General features: G+C 50.0%; 12 protein-coding genes and 3 tRNA genes. 13 read left to right on the forward strand and 2 right to left on the reverse strand.

Annotated elements, in window-relative coordinates:
• Nucleotides 1-7 precede the first annotated feature (7 nt).
• The 10 genes from ABEA14_RS14305 (at nt 8) to ABEA14_RS14350 (ending at nt 9,334) form a co-directional block, all read left to right on the forward strand.
• Complete coding sequence (locus ABEA14_RS14305; RefSeq protein WP_345340715.1) at nt 8-781, forward strand: hypothetical protein; 774 nt, start codon at nt 8-10, stop codon at nt 779-781.
• A 189-nt stretch (nt 782-970) separates the two neighbouring features.
• Nucleotides 971-3,598 (forward strand): alanine--tRNA ligase, encoded by a 2,628-nt coding sequence (alaS, locus tag ABEA14_RS14310; protein WP_345340716.1) that lies wholly within the window; start codon nt 971-973, stop codon nt 3,596-3,598.
• A 21-nt stretch (nt 3,599-3,619) separates the two neighbouring features.
• The gene (locus ABEA14_RS14315) at nt 3,620-4,849 is read left to right on the forward strand and encodes an aspartate kinase (RefSeq protein WP_345340717.1); all 1,230 of its coding nucleotides are present in this window, start codon (nt 3,620-3,622) and stop codon (nt 4,847-4,849) included.
• 128 nt (nt 4,850-4,977) lie between these two features.
• Nucleotides 4,978-5,172 carry a carbon storage regulator CsrA gene (gene csrA, locus ABEA14_RS14320; protein ID WP_345340718.1) on the forward strand — a complete coding sequence of 65 codons (195 nt, stop codon included), beginning with the start codon at nt 4,978-4,980 and terminating at the stop codon, nt 5,170-5,172.
• A 169-nt stretch (nt 5,173-5,341) separates the two neighbouring features.
• Nucleotides 5,342-5,434: transfer RNA gene (locus ABEA14_RS14325), tRNA-Ser, on the forward strand.
• A 15-nt stretch (nt 5,435-5,449) separates the two neighbouring features.
• Nucleotides 5,450-5,526 (forward strand) — tRNA-Arg (locus ABEA14_RS14330).
• Nucleotides 5,527-5,576: 50 nt separating this feature from the next.
• Nucleotides 5,577-5,653 (forward strand) — tRNA-Arg (locus ABEA14_RS14335).
• Between the two features lie 495 nt (nt 5,654-6,148).
• Nucleotides 6,149-6,391, forward strand: a complete 243-nt coding sequence (locus ABEA14_RS14340) for an oxaloacetate decarboxylase subunit gamma (RefSeq protein WP_345340719.1) — start codon at nt 6,149-6,151, stop codon at nt 6,389-6,391.
• An 18-nt stretch (nt 6,392-6,409) separates the two neighbouring features.
• Nucleotides 6,410-8,191, forward strand: a complete 1,782-nt coding sequence (oadA, locus tag ABEA14_RS14345; protein ID WP_345340720.1) for a sodium-extruding oxaloacetate decarboxylase subunit alpha — start codon at nt 6,410-6,412, stop codon at nt 8,189-8,191.
• A 12-nt stretch (nt 8,192-8,203) separates the two neighbouring features.
• Nucleotides 8,204-9,334, forward strand: coding sequence for a sodium ion-translocating decarboxylase subunit beta (locus ABEA14_RS14350; RefSeq protein WP_345340721.1), 1,131 nt, complete (start codon nt 8,204-8,206; stop codon nt 9,332-9,334).
• A 75-nt stretch (nt 9,335-9,409) separates the two neighbouring features.
• Here ABEA14_RS14350 and ABEA14_RS14355 read toward each other — a convergent pair whose 3' ends face one another.
• Together ABEA14_RS14355 and ABEA14_RS14360 are read right to left on the reverse strand one after the other, a co-directional pair.
• Nucleotides 9,410-9,580: a hypothetical protein gene (locus ABEA14_RS14355; RefSeq protein ID WP_345340722.1), complete on the reverse strand. Its 171-nt coding sequence runs from the start codon at nt 9,578-9,580 to the stop codon at nt 9,410-9,412.
• A 44-nt stretch (nt 9,581-9,624) separates the two neighbouring features.
• The gene (locus ABEA14_RS14360) at nt 9,625-10,887 is read right to left on the reverse strand and encodes a dicarboxylate/amino acid:cation symporter (RefSeq protein WP_345340723.1); all 1,263 of its coding nucleotides are present in this window, start codon (nt 10,885-10,887) and stop codon (nt 9,625-9,627) included.
• 104 nt (nt 10,888-10,991) lie between these two features.
• Between ABEA14_RS14360 and ABEA14_RS14365 the strand changes: the two genes are divergently transcribed.
• The 3 genes from ABEA14_RS14365 (at nt 10,992) to ABEA14_RS14375 (ending at nt 15,335) form a co-directional block, all read left to right on the forward strand.
• Nucleotides 10,992-11,951 carry an NADP-dependent oxidoreductase gene (locus ABEA14_RS14365; protein WP_345340724.1) on the forward strand — a complete coding sequence of 320 codons (960 nt, stop codon included), beginning with the start codon at nt 10,992-10,994 and terminating at the stop codon, nt 11,949-11,951.
• Complete coding sequence (locus tag ABEA14_RS14370) at nt 11,951-12,367, forward strand: YqaA family protein (protein ID WP_345340725.1); 417 nt, start codon at nt 11,951-11,953, stop codon at nt 12,365-12,367. Before ABEA14_RS14365 ends, ABEA14_RS14370 begins: the two co-directional genes overlap by 1 nt.
• A gap of 106 nt (nt 12,368-12,473) precedes the next feature.
• The gene (locus tag ABEA14_RS14375) at nt 12,474-15,335 is read left to right on the forward strand and encodes a M16 family metallopeptidase (protein WP_345340726.1); all 2,862 of its coding nucleotides are present in this window, start codon (nt 12,474-12,476) and stop codon (nt 15,333-15,335) included.
• Nucleotides 15,336-15,419: the final 84 nt, after the last annotated feature.

Consider the following 15,419-nt stretch of genomic DNA (forward strand, 5'->3'; position numbering starts at 1 on the left):
AGAAACTATGAAAAAGATCTGTTCGACGTGTGCATCGGTTTTCACCCTGATATTTCTGATGTTATCTGGCGCCGCATTGGCAGATACACTTCGACTCAAGGATGGTCGTGTGATTGAAGGTACCCTCGTCTCTCGCGATCAAAATATGGTCACATTTAATGTCAACGGACAGGACCAATGGTTCCCCACTGACCAGGTGGCGGGTATTGACTTTGGTACAGCAGGAACTGCGCCTGCACAGCAAGCGCCAGCCGCTCAACCGGCCCCACAGGCAGCACCGGCTCCACAAGCGGCTGCGCCAGCAGAAGTGGCTGCAGGCACGCAGTTGACCGTCAGACTAAGTGACGCGTTAGATACCCGTAAAACAGGCAAGGGTCAGCGCTTTACTGCAGTCCTTGAAGCCGACCTCGTGGCATCAAATGGCACAGTCATTGCGCCCCGTGGTACTCAAGTCTATGGTCGGGTGATAGAGGCTGATTCTTCAGGCCGTTTGATGGGCAAGCCGGCCATTGTCTTGGAACTGACTGAGGTGATGGTTAACAACCAGATGAAACCTATCGTTACTGGCCAGTTGCAGGCTACCGGAGACAGTGCTGCTCGAGGCACCGTTGGACGTACCGCGAGAGGTGCTGCTATTGGCGGATTGATTGATGGTAGTGATGGCGCTAAAACCGGAGCCAAAGTTGGATTGGGCGCTTCTGTATTATTCGGTAAGAACCACATCCAGATCCCAGCCGGTACCCTGTTAGATTTTCGCCTGAGAACGCCGTTTTACGGTTAACACCTACCTGCTTAGTAGAACAAAAGGGCTCATAGAGCCCTTTTTTGATCTATTTTCGCGCCTGCATAGGAACAAGTGGTTGTTCCTTCGTCATCAACGCATATAATTGTCGGTTCGAAAATTCTTAGTGATTCAGCTTAGTTTTTCACTGAAGCTGAATGTATCGCACCTGTTTGTCGGGATCTCAGTATGTATATGACCAGTGCAGAAATTCGAGAAGCGTTTCTCGAATTTTTCCGAACGAAGGGCCACCAGCTTGTGAGCAGCAGCTCACTTGTGCCTCACGATGACCCAACGCTGTTGTTCACCAATGCCGGTATGAACCAATTCAAAGATGTGTTCCTGGGCAAAGAGCAGCGTAGTTACGTAAGAGCCGCCTCTTCGCAGCGCTGTGTTCGTGCCGGTGGTAAGCACAACGATTTAGAGAATGTTGGTTACACTGCTCGCCACCACACCTTCTTCGAAATGCTGGGTAACTTCAGTTTTGGTGATTACTTCAAGAAAGAAGCGATCAACTACGCTTGGGAGTTTCTGACCGAGGTAGCCAAGCTTCCTAAAGAGCGCCTCTTGGTAACTGTCTACGAGACTGATGACGAAGCATTTCAGATCTGGAACGAGCAGATCGGTGTTCCTGCAGATCGTATTGTTCGCATCGGTGATAAGTCACCAGAGAAAAAATTTGAGTCAGATAACTTCTGGCAAATGGGTGATACCGGCCCTTGTGGACCATGCACTGAGATTTTTTATGATCACGGCGAACATATTTGGGGTGGGCCTCCAGGATCTCCGGAAGAAGATGGCGATCGCTTCATTGAAATCTGGAACGTGGTCTTCATGCAGTTTAACCGTCAAGCCGACGGAACCATGGATCCACTACCTAACCCATCTGTTGATACGGGCATGGGCTTGGAGCGTATCGCAGCGATTTTGCAGGGCGTGCATTCCAACTATGAGATCGATATTTTCCAGACCCTGATTAAGCACGCTGCGCAGATCATTGGCACTGAAGATTTGGAAAGCAAGTCGTTGCGAGTGATCGCCGACCACATTCGTTCGTGTGCTTTCTTAATTGCCGACGGTGTAATGCCTTCAAACGAAGGCCGTGGTTATGTCTTACGCCGAATTATCCGTCGTGCCGTACGCCACGGTAACAAGCTGGGAGCCAAAGGCGCCTTCTTTAATCGCTTGGTTCCGGTATTGGCTAACGAGATGGGCGCAGCTTTTGATGAGTTGAAGAGCCAAATCCCGGTGATCGAAAAAGTACTCAAGGTAGAAGAGGAGCAGTTTGCTCGTACCTTGGATCGCGGACTTCAGATCCTGGATGATGCGCTGGTTGAGTTGGAAGGCACGCAGATCCCTGGTGAGTTGGTATTTAAACTCTACGATACCTATGGCTTCCCCGCCGATCTGACAGCAGATATTGCTCGTGAGCGCGAGCTGACAATCGATCAGGAAGGTTTTGATCGAGAAATGGAAGCACAGCGCAAACGCGCCCAGTCTGCCAGCAGTTTTGATAAGGATTACAACGCGGATCTGAATGTTCAGCACTGCAGTGAATTTGTTGGTTACGACAAGCTGAACGACAACACAAAAGTTGTGTCACTGTTTACCAAGTCTGGTGAGACCATTGAGCGACTGCAGGCGGGACAGGAAGGGATCGTGGTTCTGGACCATACACCTTTCTACGCTGAAAGCGGTGGTCAGAAAGGCGACATCGGTTCTTTGAGAATGAATGATGGTGCTTTCGCTGTGACTGATACCCAGAAGTCTGGTAACGCAGTCGTGCATCACGGTTACGTCGAGTTTGGTGAGATTTATGTGGGTGAAGAGCTCACTGCTGACGTTGATGAGCGTTATCGTAAGACGACTGCACTTAACCACTCAGCTACTCACCTGTTGCACGCAACGTTACGACAGGTACTGGGTGAGCATGTGCAGCAGAAAGGATCGTTAGTTGGCCCTGATCGCCTGCGCTTCGATTTCTCTCACTTTGAGAGTTTGAGCATAGGCACACTGCAACAGATCGAACATATCGTTAATCAGCAGATCCGCCGAAACAATCCTGTTCAGACAAACGTAATGAACATCGAAGATGCCAAACGCTCGGGCGCAATGGCCCTTTTTGGTGAGAAGTATGACGATGATGTTCGAGTTGTCAGCATGGGCGAATTCTCGACCGAGCTTTGTGGCGGCACCCATGTTGAGCGTACTGGTGATATTGGCTTCTTTAAGATCATATCTGAAGCCGGTATTGCTGCGGGCGTGCGTCGAATAGAGGCACAGACAGGTCAGGCTGCTATCGACATGATGCACTCTCTGGGCAACCAGATGTCAGAGATGAGCTCGCTGGTAAAAGGTGATACACACTCAATTGCAGATCGTGTACGTCAGACTGTCGACCGCATGCGTTCGCTTGAGAAAGAAGTTGAACAACTGAAAGCGGAATTAGCTAAACACAAAGGTGCCAGCCTGACCGACTCAGTCGTTGAAATTAACGGCATTAAAGTTCTGGTAAATCAGCTTGATGGCGCAGATCCAAAGAGTCTGCGAGGTATGGTTGACGACCTTAAGAATCGCCTGGGTTCAGGCATTGTTGTACTTGGCGTTCCGGGTGACAACAAGGTTAGCCTGATTGTTGGTGTAACCAAGGATCTCACCTCAAAGGTGAAAGCGGGCGAACTGGTAAATATGGTTGCGCAGCAGGTTGGCGGTAAGGGCGGTGGTCGCCCTGATATGGCCCAGGCTGGCGGTAGTGACACGGCTGCATTGCCGGATGCATTGGCGTCTGTAAATGAATGGTTGAGTGAACGCCTGTAACAACTAAAGGAGTAGCGCAACGTGGCTCTCATAGTACAAAAATTTGGTGGTACCTCGGTTGGCACTGTAGAGCGTATTGAGGCAGTTGCAGAGCGAGTGGTTCGTCACCGCTTGGCCGGTGACGATGTTGTCGTCGTGGTTTCAGCAATGTCCGGTGAGACCAACCGACTACTGGGACTCGCGAACGCAATTGATCCTGAAGCCCCGGCACGCGAAATTGATGTGCTGGTGTCTACCGGTGAGCAGGTAACGATTGCTCTGTTGGCGATGGCATTAAATAAACGTGGTTGCAGTGCGCAGTCATTTACCGGTGACCAGGTGAAAATCCTGACCGACGATTCGCATAGTAAGGCTCGGATCCTGGATGTGGAGCATAGCCTGCTCAAATCTCGCATTTCAGAAGGTGTGGTGCCTATTGTTGCGGGTTTCCAGGGGGTCGATGAGAACAACAACATCACTACCCTTGGGCGTGGCGGTTCTGACACGACTGCGGTAGCTATTGCTGCTGCGATTGGTGCCGATGAATGCCAGATCTATACAGATGTGGATGGCGTTTATACCACGGATCCCCGGGTAGAGCCTTCGGCACGTAAAATGAATACCATCACTTTCGAAGAGATGCTCGAAATGGCGAGTCTTGGCGCGAAGGTGTTGCAGATCCGTTCGGTTGAGTTTGCCGGTAAATACAATGTGCCATTACGTGTGCTTTCAAGTTTTGAGGAAGGCGAGGGCACCTTGATCACTTATGAGGGATTGAATATGGAAAAGCCGCTGGTATCTGGCATCGCTTTTAATCGAGATGAAGCTCGCCTAACCATTTTGGGCGTTCCAGATCTGCCGAATGTGGCGGCATCTGTCTTGGCCCCTATTGGCAATGCAAATATCGATATTGATATGATCATCCAGAATTCAGTAGGCGATAACACTGCTGATTTCACGTTCACCGTGCATCGCAATGATTTTGCTCGCGCAAAAGAGATACTGCAGCAAACCGCAGACAAGCTGCAGGCGAAAGGTGTGCAAGGCGATGATCAGATCGCTAAAATCTCTGTTGTAGGTGTAGGCATGAAGAGTCATGCAGGTGTCGCTGTGACCATGTTTGAGTCTTTAGGCGCAGAGGGCATCAATATTCAGCAGATTTCGACCTCAGAAATCAAGATTTCTGTATTAGTTGAAGAAAAGTACCTTGAATTGGCAGTTCGTACCCTGCACGCGGCATTTAATCTGGATAAAGAGCCGTTGCAGGAGTAATCTGCAGGTAAGAAAGTTTAAACTTTTACTAGCGAATAGTTGTCTATAAGCTAAGTTAATAATAATCCTGAGTTTTAATGGCGCTCTGGAGCCGCCACTCAGAGTTTAAGGAATGAAGGAGCAAGCGAATGCTGATTTTGACTCGTCGAGTTGGTGAGACCCTGATGATTGGTGATGAAGTCACTGTGACTGTATTGGGTGTTAAAGGTAATCAGGTCCGTATCGGTGTTAATGCGCCGAAAGAAGTATCTGTGCATCGTGAAGAGATCTACATGCGAATTCAGGCAGAGAAAGGTGATGACGAGGGTAACCGCGGTTACTAATCTGAACCAGCCCTGAAAACAAAGCCGACGTTAGTCGGCTTTGTGCGTTTTATGACAGGAAAATGATGCATTTTTGGTCATAAAGATTAAATCTGTGTTGAACAGAGAAAAACCCCCTAAAAAGTGTTTGACATAGGCGCCAGTTTCATTAGAATTCAGCGCCACTAAAGGTGAGGTGGCCGAGTGGCTGAAGGCGCTCCCCTGCTAAGGGAGTATGGGGTTTGTAGCCCCATCGAGGGTTCGAATCCCTCCCTCACCGCCATTGATTTAGTGCAACGCGCTCGTAGCTCAACTGGATAGAGTACCTGGCTACGAACCAGGCGGTTGGAGGTTCGAGTCCTCCCGAGCGCGCCATTAATCAAACAGTTTAAGCATTGATGTACTACACTACGTCACTGCACCAAGCGCTCGTAGCTCAACTGGATAGAGTACCTGGCTACGAACCAGGCGGTTGGAGGTTCGAGTCCTCCCGAGCGCGCCATTATTCAGAAGCCCAGCTTATGCTGGGCTTTTTTGTATCTGCACAAACCTTTCTGGAAATAATACTCTCCACTTTACGCCCGCACGCCCTTTTCGACGATTCAGAAACTGAGTGGCATGTCATGGGAAATTCACTATTTTCATGGCAGGCTTGTCTGGTCTGTCCAGTCGGGTCTTCAGTTAACTATTTGAAGTTATAAATGTGCGCTTTGCCATGGTTTTTAAAACTGGTGCAAAGTTAACCAGTTGGCTTTGATCCGGGTCATGCGGTTCAGTAGGCTTTGTCGTTAGCTTGACCCTGTCAGCTGCTAGTCAGATATGGCGAACACAAGTTTGCATATAAAATTACAATTATGTGATTTAGTCACTTAAAACCTAATATTTATGCGCATAAAAGTGACTAGATATGCAGATCTTGTTTGATTTTTACAATATGCCGTGGTACTTCTAGGCGTTATCGTCAGGAAACTGAAAAAAAATTACAGGATGAGTTCTGATGACTAGTATCAGCGAACTGTTACTCGATGCTGCCAGTATCATGGCCGTAGGGATGATATTTGTCTTTCTGTTCCTTAGCGTGCTCGTTGTTGGTGTTAATTTGTTAGCACGAATTGCGGGAGGTGAGGAGCCGGAAGTAGCAACACCAAAACCAACTGCAACAGCCCCCGGGCTGAGCCCTTCAATCGTTGCAGCGATTACTGCAGCGGTACATAAGTACCGGAACTCGACCAAGGATTAAAACAAGGAGCGATCCTGTATGAAAAAGCCACTAGCTATCACCGATGTGGTGCTTCGCGACGCCCACCAATCTCTTTTGGCTACGCGTCTGCGTATAGAAGATATGCTGCCCATTGCCGAGAAGTTGGATAAGGTCGGGTACTGGTCAATTGAATCATGGGGTGGCGCGACATTTGATGCCTGCATCCGTTTCTTGGGGGAAGACCCGTGGGAGCGTCTGCGTGCACTGAAAAAAGCGATGCCAAACACCAAGCAGCAGATGCTGCTGCGTGGCCAGAACCTGCTTGGTTATCGTCATTATGCTGATGATGTTGTGACCAAGTTCGTTGAACGCGCCCATGCCAATGGTATGGACGTTTTCCGTATCTTCGATGCGATGAATGATGTGCGTAACTTCCAGACCGCAGTAAAAGCGGCTGTAGATGTGGGCGCTCATGCTCAGGGTACAATTTCCTACACCACTAGCCCGGTTCATACCCTGGATACCTGGCTGGATATGGGTAAACGTCTGCAGGACCTTGGTTGTCACTCTATCTGTATCAAAGATATGGCTGGTCTGCTGAAACCATATGAAGCTGAAGAGCTGATTGGTCGCCTTAAAGAAGAGCTGGATCTGCCTTTGGCACTGCACTGCCACGCAACCACAGGTCTTAGCCTAGCAACGCATATGAAAGCGATCGATGCTGGTATTGATATTCTCGATACTGCCATCTCATCGATGAGTATGACTTACGGCCATAGCCCGACAGAAACTATTGTTTCTATCGTGGAAGGTACAGATCGTGATACTGGTATCGACCTCTCCGGTATGGAAGAGATTGCAGCTTACTTCCGTGACGTGCGTAAGAAGTACGCCAAGTTTGAAGGAAGTCTGAAAGGTATCGATGCCCGCATTCTGCTGGCTCAGGTCCCAGGTGGCATGCTGACTAACATGGAAAACCAACTGAAAGAGCAGGGCGCTGCTGATAAGTTGGACGATGTGCTTAAAGAGATCCCTCGCGTACGCGAAGACTTGGGGTACATTCCTCTGGTGACGCCAACGTCCCAAATTGTTGGTACACAGGCTGTATTGAACGTGCTGACCGGTGAACGTTATAAGAACATCGCTAAAGAAACTGCGGGTGTTCTCAAAGGTGAGTATGGTGCGGCTCCAGCGCCGGTCAATGCAGAGCTTCAAGCGCGTGTGTTAGAAGGTGGTGAGGCCATCACCTGCCGCCCAGCAGATCTGCTGGAAGCGGAGCTGGACAAGCTATCCACCGAGCTGGATGGACTGGCGAAAGACGATGGTATCGCACTAGCAGATGCCAAAGTTGATGACGTACTGACTTACGCTCTGTTCCCTCAAATTGGCCTTAAGTTCCTTAAAAACCGCGGTAACCCTGACGCGTTCGAACCAGCCCCAGGCTCTGAACCTGCACCTGCGGCAGCGGCGCCAACTGCTGCGCCAACGAAAGGCGGTGCAGAGGCATACAGCGTACGTGTAGACGGTAAAGTCTATCAGGTAGAAGTTGCTCCTGACGGTGCTCTGACAAGTATCGCTCCATCAGCTGGCGCAAGTGCTCCTGCTGCGGCCCCTGCTGCTACTGGTGGTGAGGCATTGCCAGCGCCACTGGCAGGAAACATCTTCAAGGTAAATGTGGCTGCCGGCCAACAAGTGAATGAAGGTGATGTGGTCGTTATTCTTGAGGCGATGAAGATGGAAACTGAAGTCCGTGCCAGCAAGAGTGGCACCGTGGCTGATGTCCATGTGAAAGAAGGTGACTCAGTAGCCGTTGGCGACGCGCTGCTTAGTTTGGCCTGATAGGGATAGTTAATGGAAGGTTTACAGATCCTTTGGCAAGACACTGGTATTGCCAATTTTAATCCAAGCCAACTGGTGATGATTGCCGTGGGGTGTTTGCTGCTCTATCTGGCAATCGTCCGTAAGTTTGAGCCTTTGTTGTTGGTACCGATCGGTTTTGGTTGCGTACTGGCAAACATCCCCATGGGCGGCTTTACCGAGCCGGGTGGGTTGCTCTACTACATCTTCGAAGTGGGCGTGAAAACCGGTATTTTTCCGCTACTCATTTTTATGGGAGTGGGTGCCCTTACTGACTTTGGCTCCCTGATTGCTAACCCTAAGACGTTGTTCTTAGGTGCGGCAGCCCAGTTTGGTATCTTCGCCACGCTGTTTGGTGCGATTGCACTGAATGCTGTCCCTGGCTTTGAGTTTACTCTGGCAGATGCTGCGGCGATTTCGATTATCGGTGGCGCTGATGGTCCGACGGCTATCTTCGTGGCAAGTCGCTTGGCACCTGAACTGCTGGGAGCTATCGCGGTGGCTGCATACAGCTACATGGCATTGGTTCCGATTATTCAGCCGCCAATTATGAAAGCATTGACGACAGAAGAAGAGCGTCAGGTCACAATGGAACAGCTTCGCCCAGTTAGCAGAAAAGAGAAAATTCTATTTCCTCTGATCGTATTGCTGATGGCTATCCTGTTCTTACCTGCGGCGACGCCTCTTGTTGGTATGTTCTGCCTGGGTAACCTGATGCGCGAGTGTGGTGTGGTAGACCGACTGTCGAAAGCGGCTCAGAATGAAATTATCAATATCGTTACTATCATGTTGGGGCTGGCTGTAGGTTCTAAGCTATCTGCAGAATCTTTCCTGACCGTAGAGACGCTGGGGATTCTGGTTCTGGGTGCGGTTGCGTTCTCTATCGGCACCGCGTCGGGCGTACTGATGGGTAAACTGATGCATCGTCTGTCAGGCGGTAAAGTAAATCCATTGATTGGTGCTGCAGGCGTATCAGCTGTACCTATGGCTGCACGTGTCGTGAATAAAGTAGGTCTGCAAGCTAACCCGCATAACTTCCTGCTGATGCATGCTATGGGGCCAAACGTTGCTGGTGTACTGGGCTCTGCGGTGGCTGCCGGTGTCCTGCTGGCGCTGGTTAACTAAGCGACCTCAACAGACACAAAAAAGCGAGCTGTGATAGCTCGCTTTTTTGTGTCTGTTGCCAGAGAAGTTTAAGGGTCAGGGCCGTGTAATCCAAAGCATCAGTGTCAGGAAGGCGCAAAGTACAGCTGAACCGATAGCGATATAGATAAAGCCCTGTTTACCTTTGGCTAGTGGAATGCCATTGGCACGAAGAAATATCACCCACACCAAGCAGAGAATTATCGGGATCAAAAACATGCGCGCCATCTTTAGTCCTCTGTTTATCTAGTTAGGCTGGTTGCTATATCAAGCTAGGCTTTAGCGTTTTCGGGCGTTAATTGCACTTCGGCTTCAGGCTCTGTCGCCAGCAATCCTTCCCTGTAGCCAAGTACGCGAGACACCATCATATCACCCGTGACATTCGTTGCTGTTCTCATCATATCTATGATGCGGTCAATGGCCGCGACAAAGGCGATGCCTTCGAGTGGCAAACCGACGGCATTCAGAGTTACGGTTAACATCACCATTGCAGTGCCGGGAACACCTGCCGTACCTATCGAAGCCAATGTGGCGGTGGCCATGATAATTCCGTAGTCGAGCAGGCTCAGGTCGATACCGTATAACTGAGCGATAAAAATGGCGGCAATGGCTGGATAGATCCCACCGCAACCATCCATATTGATGGTTGCGCCCATAGGCAAGACAAAACTGGCGTATTGCCTTGATACACCCAAGCCTTCTGTTGTGCATCGCGTGCTGACCGGAAGTGTACCGTAGCTGCTGGCACTGGCGTAGGCTACCAGTTGAGCGGGAAAAACGGCTTTAAAGAATTCAGTTACTTTAATACCGCCAAATAGCTTCACTATGCCGCCATATACAAACACTATGTGAATTAAGCAGGCTATGTAGATCGCAAGCACAAACTTAGCCAACGGCAATAGTGACTCAAGGCCAAAACTACCCAGCATCCAGGCGATAAGCCCAAATACCCCATATGGCGTCAACGCTAAGACCAAACGCGTGATCTGGTACATAACTTCCGCACCGCTATGCAGGAAAGTTTTCACGGGCTTGGCCTTTTCTCCTACCTGGTTGATGGCGACACCTACCAACACGGCAAACAGAACCACCTGCAGAATGTTACCTTCAGCCATGGCAGCAATAGGGTTGCGTGGCACCATATCGATAAGCACTTGAGCTACCGGCGGGATGTCACGCTCTCTGACTGGCGATGTAGCCAAGGAAAGGTCGGCACTAAAATTCATCAAACTGCCAATAAACAGGCCCAGAGCACTCGCAATTATGGCTGTCAGCAAGAACAGGCCCACCGTCTTAATGCCTATCTTGCCTAAAGGTTTATCGACACCCAGTGAAGTGATCGCCATGACCAAAGAGCAGAAAACCAATGGCACAACCAACATCCGTATCGCGTTGATAAACAGGTCCCCCATAGGCTTGAGGTGAACGGCAAATGATGGCACCAATAGGCCAACAGCAGCCCCCAGAACAAAACCTATCAGCACTTTTTGCCAAAACGGTACGGACTGATAGACAGAGACAAATGAACGCGACATATTACTCATATAAAATTCAAAACCGATTTGAGCGTATTCTAACGCGATATCTTAAAGCCACCCAATTTCAGTAGATTTCGCCTTTGAGTTAAGTGCAGGAACCCATGCAAATTGAAGCCACACAAGTGAAGATCACCGAGTTCGGTTCACCCGACGTTTTGATTAAAAGTGCCTCGAGCTGGCAATCTGAAGAGCCTCAGGTTGCTGTCTATTACGCCAGTATTAATCCGATCGATCTTAAAACACGCGCAGGCATAGGCTGGGCTGCAAAGGAAAACGCTGACAAGCTGCCTTGGTGCCCGGGTTATGATGTCGCAGGTGAATTACTTGATGCTGAAGGACGAGGCAGTGGTCAGTATGTATGTGGTTTGATTGGCTTTCCTTTTCAGGGCGGCGGTTACGCCAATATCGTGACTACCGATCTGGAAAACCTGGTAACGATTCCCGAAGGCGTTGAATTGAGACAGGCTGCGGCCTTGCCTCTGGCAGGTCTGACCGCATATCAGGCTTTGTCTCGGTTTGGTGAACTTCGAACGGGAGAGCAGGTAGTTGTGCTTGGTGCTGGAGGTGGCGTCGGCCATCTGGTTGTTCAACTGGCTGTAAAGATGGGAGTAGAGGTCACATCGATTTCTCGTAGTGAGAATCACGCTTGGTTGTCTGCGCTGGGAGCGACTCATTGTATCGATTATCAACAACCAGACTGGCAGGTTAGAGCGGCTGCAGAAGCTTCACTTGTGATTGATTGTGTCGGTGGTGATGTAGGGTTATCGCTGATTGCAGAACTTCCCTGTGGTACCGACGTAGTTACCCTGCCGACGGTGACTGCTGATGCCATGATTGAAGCTGGGGATAAAAGGGGATGTCATGTTACGGGTATGCTGGTGCAACAAGACACCAAGGTGCTCAAACAGTTAGTAGACCAACTAGCAGAGGGCAAGCTTAAAGTTCACATTGACGCTGAGTTTGAACTTGAAAAAGCGGCTGATGCCCATCGAATGCTGGAGCAGGGAGGCGTCAAAGGTAAGGTTGTCTTGACGGTACCAGAGAACCTCAAGCACAGCTGATGGCGCTTTGGACTCTCTTTATCGCCAGCTTTGCAGCGGCAACTCTTCTTCCTGGCGGCTCTGAAGCAATACTTGTCGGGCTATATCTCAATAGTGAGTATGCGGCATATCAGCTTTTTTTGGCCGCAACGCTGGGAAACAGCCTGGGCGCCATCGTTACTGTAGCCATGGGGCGCTGGGTCGCGAAAGCGCGTCCACCAAAGCCCACTAAGAATTGGCAGCTTAGATGGCACAACCGTCTGCAACGTCATGGTTCGCCTGTGTTGGTGATGAGTTGGTTGCCATTGGTTGGCGATGGCCTCTGCTTGTTGGCGGGGTGGTTGCGCTTATCATGGTTGCCAGTCTGTTTGTATATCACTCTGGGAAAAGCGCTACGCTACTTGATTGTGCTGTTACTGGCCTCACCTTGGATATAGCCGACATAAAACTAACTAGTCTAAATTGTTAGTAAATTTAATCATGACTTGCGGCTCCGCTGGCCACAAGCATAATAAGCCGATTGCCTCCTTAAAGGGTCTCTTCATGGGTTACCTATCTCGTTCGATATTTCTGCTCTTCTTTATTCTGACTGTAACGGCTTGTTCTCAGCCCGTTGACAGCAACGCCACACCAGAGGGTTTTACGCTGATTGAGTCGGTCACAAAGACTCAGGATGATAACGGTGACCCAGTACTGCCATATACCAAGTACAAACTTGATAATGGTTTAACTGTCTTACTTCACCAAGATAGCTCGGACCCTATTGTCCATGTAGATGTGACTTATCATGTTGGCTCTGCTCGGGAAGAGGTTGGAAAGTCAGGGTTTGCTCATTTCTTTGAGCATATGATGTTTCAAGGCTCGAAACATGTGGCTGATGAGCAACACTTCCGCATCATCTCTGAAGCCGGCGGCTCATTAAATGGCACCACCAACTCCGATCGCACCAACTACTATCAGACAGTGCCTGCGAATCAGTTAGAGAAAGTGCTTTGGCTTGAATCTGATCGTATGGGCTTTTTGCTGGAAGCTGTCACGCAACAAAAATTCGAAGTGCAGCGAGACACCGTAAAAAACGAACGTGCTCAGCGGTATGACAATGCACCTTATGGCTTGTTATATGAGAGGGTCAGTGAAGCACTTTACCCGGTTGGTCACCCCTATTCCTGGCCTACCATAGGTTACGTTGAAGACCTGGACAGGGTTAATGTAAATGACCTCAAGGCTTTCTTTCTCAGGTGGTACGGGCCAAACAATGCCACCTTGACCATAGGTGGCGATATTGACGTTGAGCAAACACTTGCCTGGGTAAACAAGTACTTTGGCCCCATCAGTGCTGGCCCTGAGGTAAACAACACACCAAAAACACTGGTGACGCTGCCCGAGACCAGATACATCAGCATGGAAGATCGTGTACATCTGCCTCTGATATACCTCTCGTTTCCGACAGTTTATGGCCGCCACGCTGACGAAGCCCCCCTGGACCTGTTGGCTGAGATCCTTGGCGGTGGAAAAAACTCGCTCTTTTACCAGCACCTGGTCAAGCAAGGGTATGCGGTGCAAGCTGGGGTCAGTCACCCCTGTCAGGAACTCGCATGCAGCTTCAACCTTTATGCACTTGCTAATCCAGAAAAGATGCCTTCATTGACGGATCTGGAAAAAGTATTGCGTGATGCGATTGCAGATTTTGAACGTCGTGGTGTCACTGAAGATGATCTGAAGAAGGTTCAGGTACAGTTTGAAGCGTCCACCATTTTTGGACTGCAGAGTGTCTCTGGTAAGGTTTCTACTCTTGCATTTAACGAGACTTTTGCTGAATCGCCAAACCAGATCGCGCGGGACCTTGAGCGATATCGCGCTGTCACCAAGGAAGATGTCGAGCGTGTTTACAAGAAGTACATCAAAGACAAACCTGCGGTTGTTATGAGCATTGTGCCCCATGGGCAGGGACAGCTTATTGCGGCTCCAGATAATTTCTCTCTGCCTGAGCGCCAACTGCCCGAATACCCTGAGCTTGATGAGTCGCAATTGAGTATGCGCCTCGTGACTGAGACATTCGATCGTTACCAGGTGCCTGAGGCTGGTCCATCGCCAGTAGTGAAAGTGCCAGAGTCCTGGCACAGCGCGTTGACCAATGGTATCGAAGTGGTGGGGAGCCAGGTCGATGAAACTCCTACAGTCACCTTGCTATTAAGTATTGAAGGTGGTCCGCTGCTAGATCCCAAAGACAAAGCGGGATTAGCAAGTTTTACGGCGGCCATGCTCAACGAGTCAACAACACAGCGCAGCGCTGAAGAGATGGCATTGGCGCTTGAGCTGCTCGGCAGCAGAATTAGCGCTCGCGCCAGCGGGCGGTTTACTGAAATAGCTGTATCCAGCTTAAGTGAAAACCTGGATGCCACGCTGGCGCTACTTGAGGAAAAGCTATTCTCTCCCAAGTTTGATCAAGCGGATTTCGATCGGCTGAAAACGCAGGCATTGCAGTCACTGGCTCAGGCCAATAAGGATCCTGGGGCATTGGCAAGTCGTGCCCAACTGCAACTGCTGTATGGTGATCAGAGAATCGGACTGCCAGACAGAGGTACACTCGCCAGTGTTCAGTCGATCACGTTAGACGACGTCAAGGCTTTCTATGCCAATCATTATTCATCGGCAGAGGCACAGCTGGTGGTTGTAGGCGACATGGATCGCAAAGCATGGTTACCAAAACTTCAGTTCCTGGCTGATTGGAAAGGGGAATCTGTCACTTTCCCAAGCTACCAGGAGTTTCCTGATTACTTAGAGCCCACCATTTATATTGTTGACCTGCCAGGCGCTGCGCAGTCAGCGATCCGAGTGGTGCGCCGTGCAATGCCCTACGATGCCACTGGCGACTACTTTAAGGCTGGACTGATGAACTTCCCTCTGGGAGGAGCATTTAACTCGCGTATCAATATGAATTTGCGAGAAGAGAAGGGTTTCACCTATGGCGCGCGCTCATCGTTTTCAGGAGGAAAAACATTGGGGCGGTTTGTTGTTAGTACTTCAGTGCGTAAAGATGTCACGGGAGCCGCGCTGACTGAGATACTGAGAGAGCTTGCCAATTACAGCGCCAATGGCGTGACAAAAGAGGAGTTAACATTCTTGCGTCAGTCGGTCTCGCAGAGTGAAGCGCTTAGCTACGAAACACCCTCTCAGAAAGCGGGATTCCTGCGCCAGATGCAGACCTACGGTTTAACGAAAGATTTTGCTACCTCGCAAGGTCATATCGTGGCTGAGGTGTCGAAACAAGAGCTGGATACTCTCGCGCAACAATGGCTTTCGCCTGATGATATGCAGATTTTGATTGTGGGCGACGCGCAACAGATATTACCGCAGCTCACCGCGATGGGCTTACCGATTGAAGGAATTGCACTCGCTCCCTAGCCCTCCAAACCATTGTTTCTATCGAGGGTCAGCGTAGACGCTGGCCCAGTTACCGTTTATGCTTCGCCGATAATGCCTGTCCCG

The sequence above is a fragment of the Corallincola platygyrae genome, assembly GCF_039544265.1.
GTDB lineage: Bacteria > Pseudomonadota > Gammaproteobacteria > Enterobacterales > Neiellaceae > Corallincola > Corallincola platygyrae.

Excerpts from the sequence above, each read along its gene's own strand:
- alaS (WP_345340716.1), top strand. The coding sequence starts at position 971 with ATGTATATGACCAGTGCAGAAATTCGAGAAGCGTTTCTCGAATTTTTC.
- ABEA14_RS14365 (WP_345340724.1), top strand. The coding sequence starts at position 10,992 with ATGCAAATTGAAGCCACACAAGTGAAGATCACCGAGTTCGGTTCACCC.
- ABEA14_RS14340 (WP_345340719.1), top strand. The coding sequence starts at position 6,149 with ATGACTAGTATCAGCGAACTGTTACTCGATGCTGCCAGTATCATGGCC.
- csrA (WP_345340718.1), top strand. The coding sequence starts at position 4,978 with ATGCTGATTTTGACTCGTCGAGTTGGTGAGACCCTGATGATTGGTGAT.
- ABEA14_RS14370 (WP_345340725.1), top strand. The coding sequence starts at position 11,951 with ATGGCGCTTTGGACTCTCTTTATCGCCAGCTTTGCAGCGGCAACTCTT.
- oadA (WP_345340720.1), top strand. The coding sequence starts at position 6,410 with ATGAAAAAGCCACTAGCTATCACCGATGTGGTGCTTCGCGACGCCCAC.
- ABEA14_RS14350 (WP_345340721.1), top strand. The coding sequence starts at position 8,204 with ATGGAAGGTTTACAGATCCTTTGGCAAGACACTGGTATTGCCAATTTT.
- ABEA14_RS14360 (WP_345340723.1), bottom strand. The coding sequence starts at position 10,887 with ATGTCGCGTTCATTTGTCTCTGTCTATCAGTCCGTACCGTTTTGGCAA.
- ABEA14_RS14355 (WP_345340722.1), bottom strand. The coding sequence starts at position 9,580 with ATGGCGCGCATGTTTTTGATCCCGATAATTCTCTGCTTGGTGTGGGTG.
- ABEA14_RS14375 (WP_345340726.1), top strand. The coding sequence starts at position 12,474 with ATGGGTTACCTATCTCGTTCGATATTTCTGCTCTTCTTTATTCTGACT.
- ABEA14_RS14305 (WP_345340715.1), top strand. The coding sequence starts at position 8 with ATGAAAAAGATCTGTTCGACGTGTGCATCGGTTTTCACCCTGATATTT.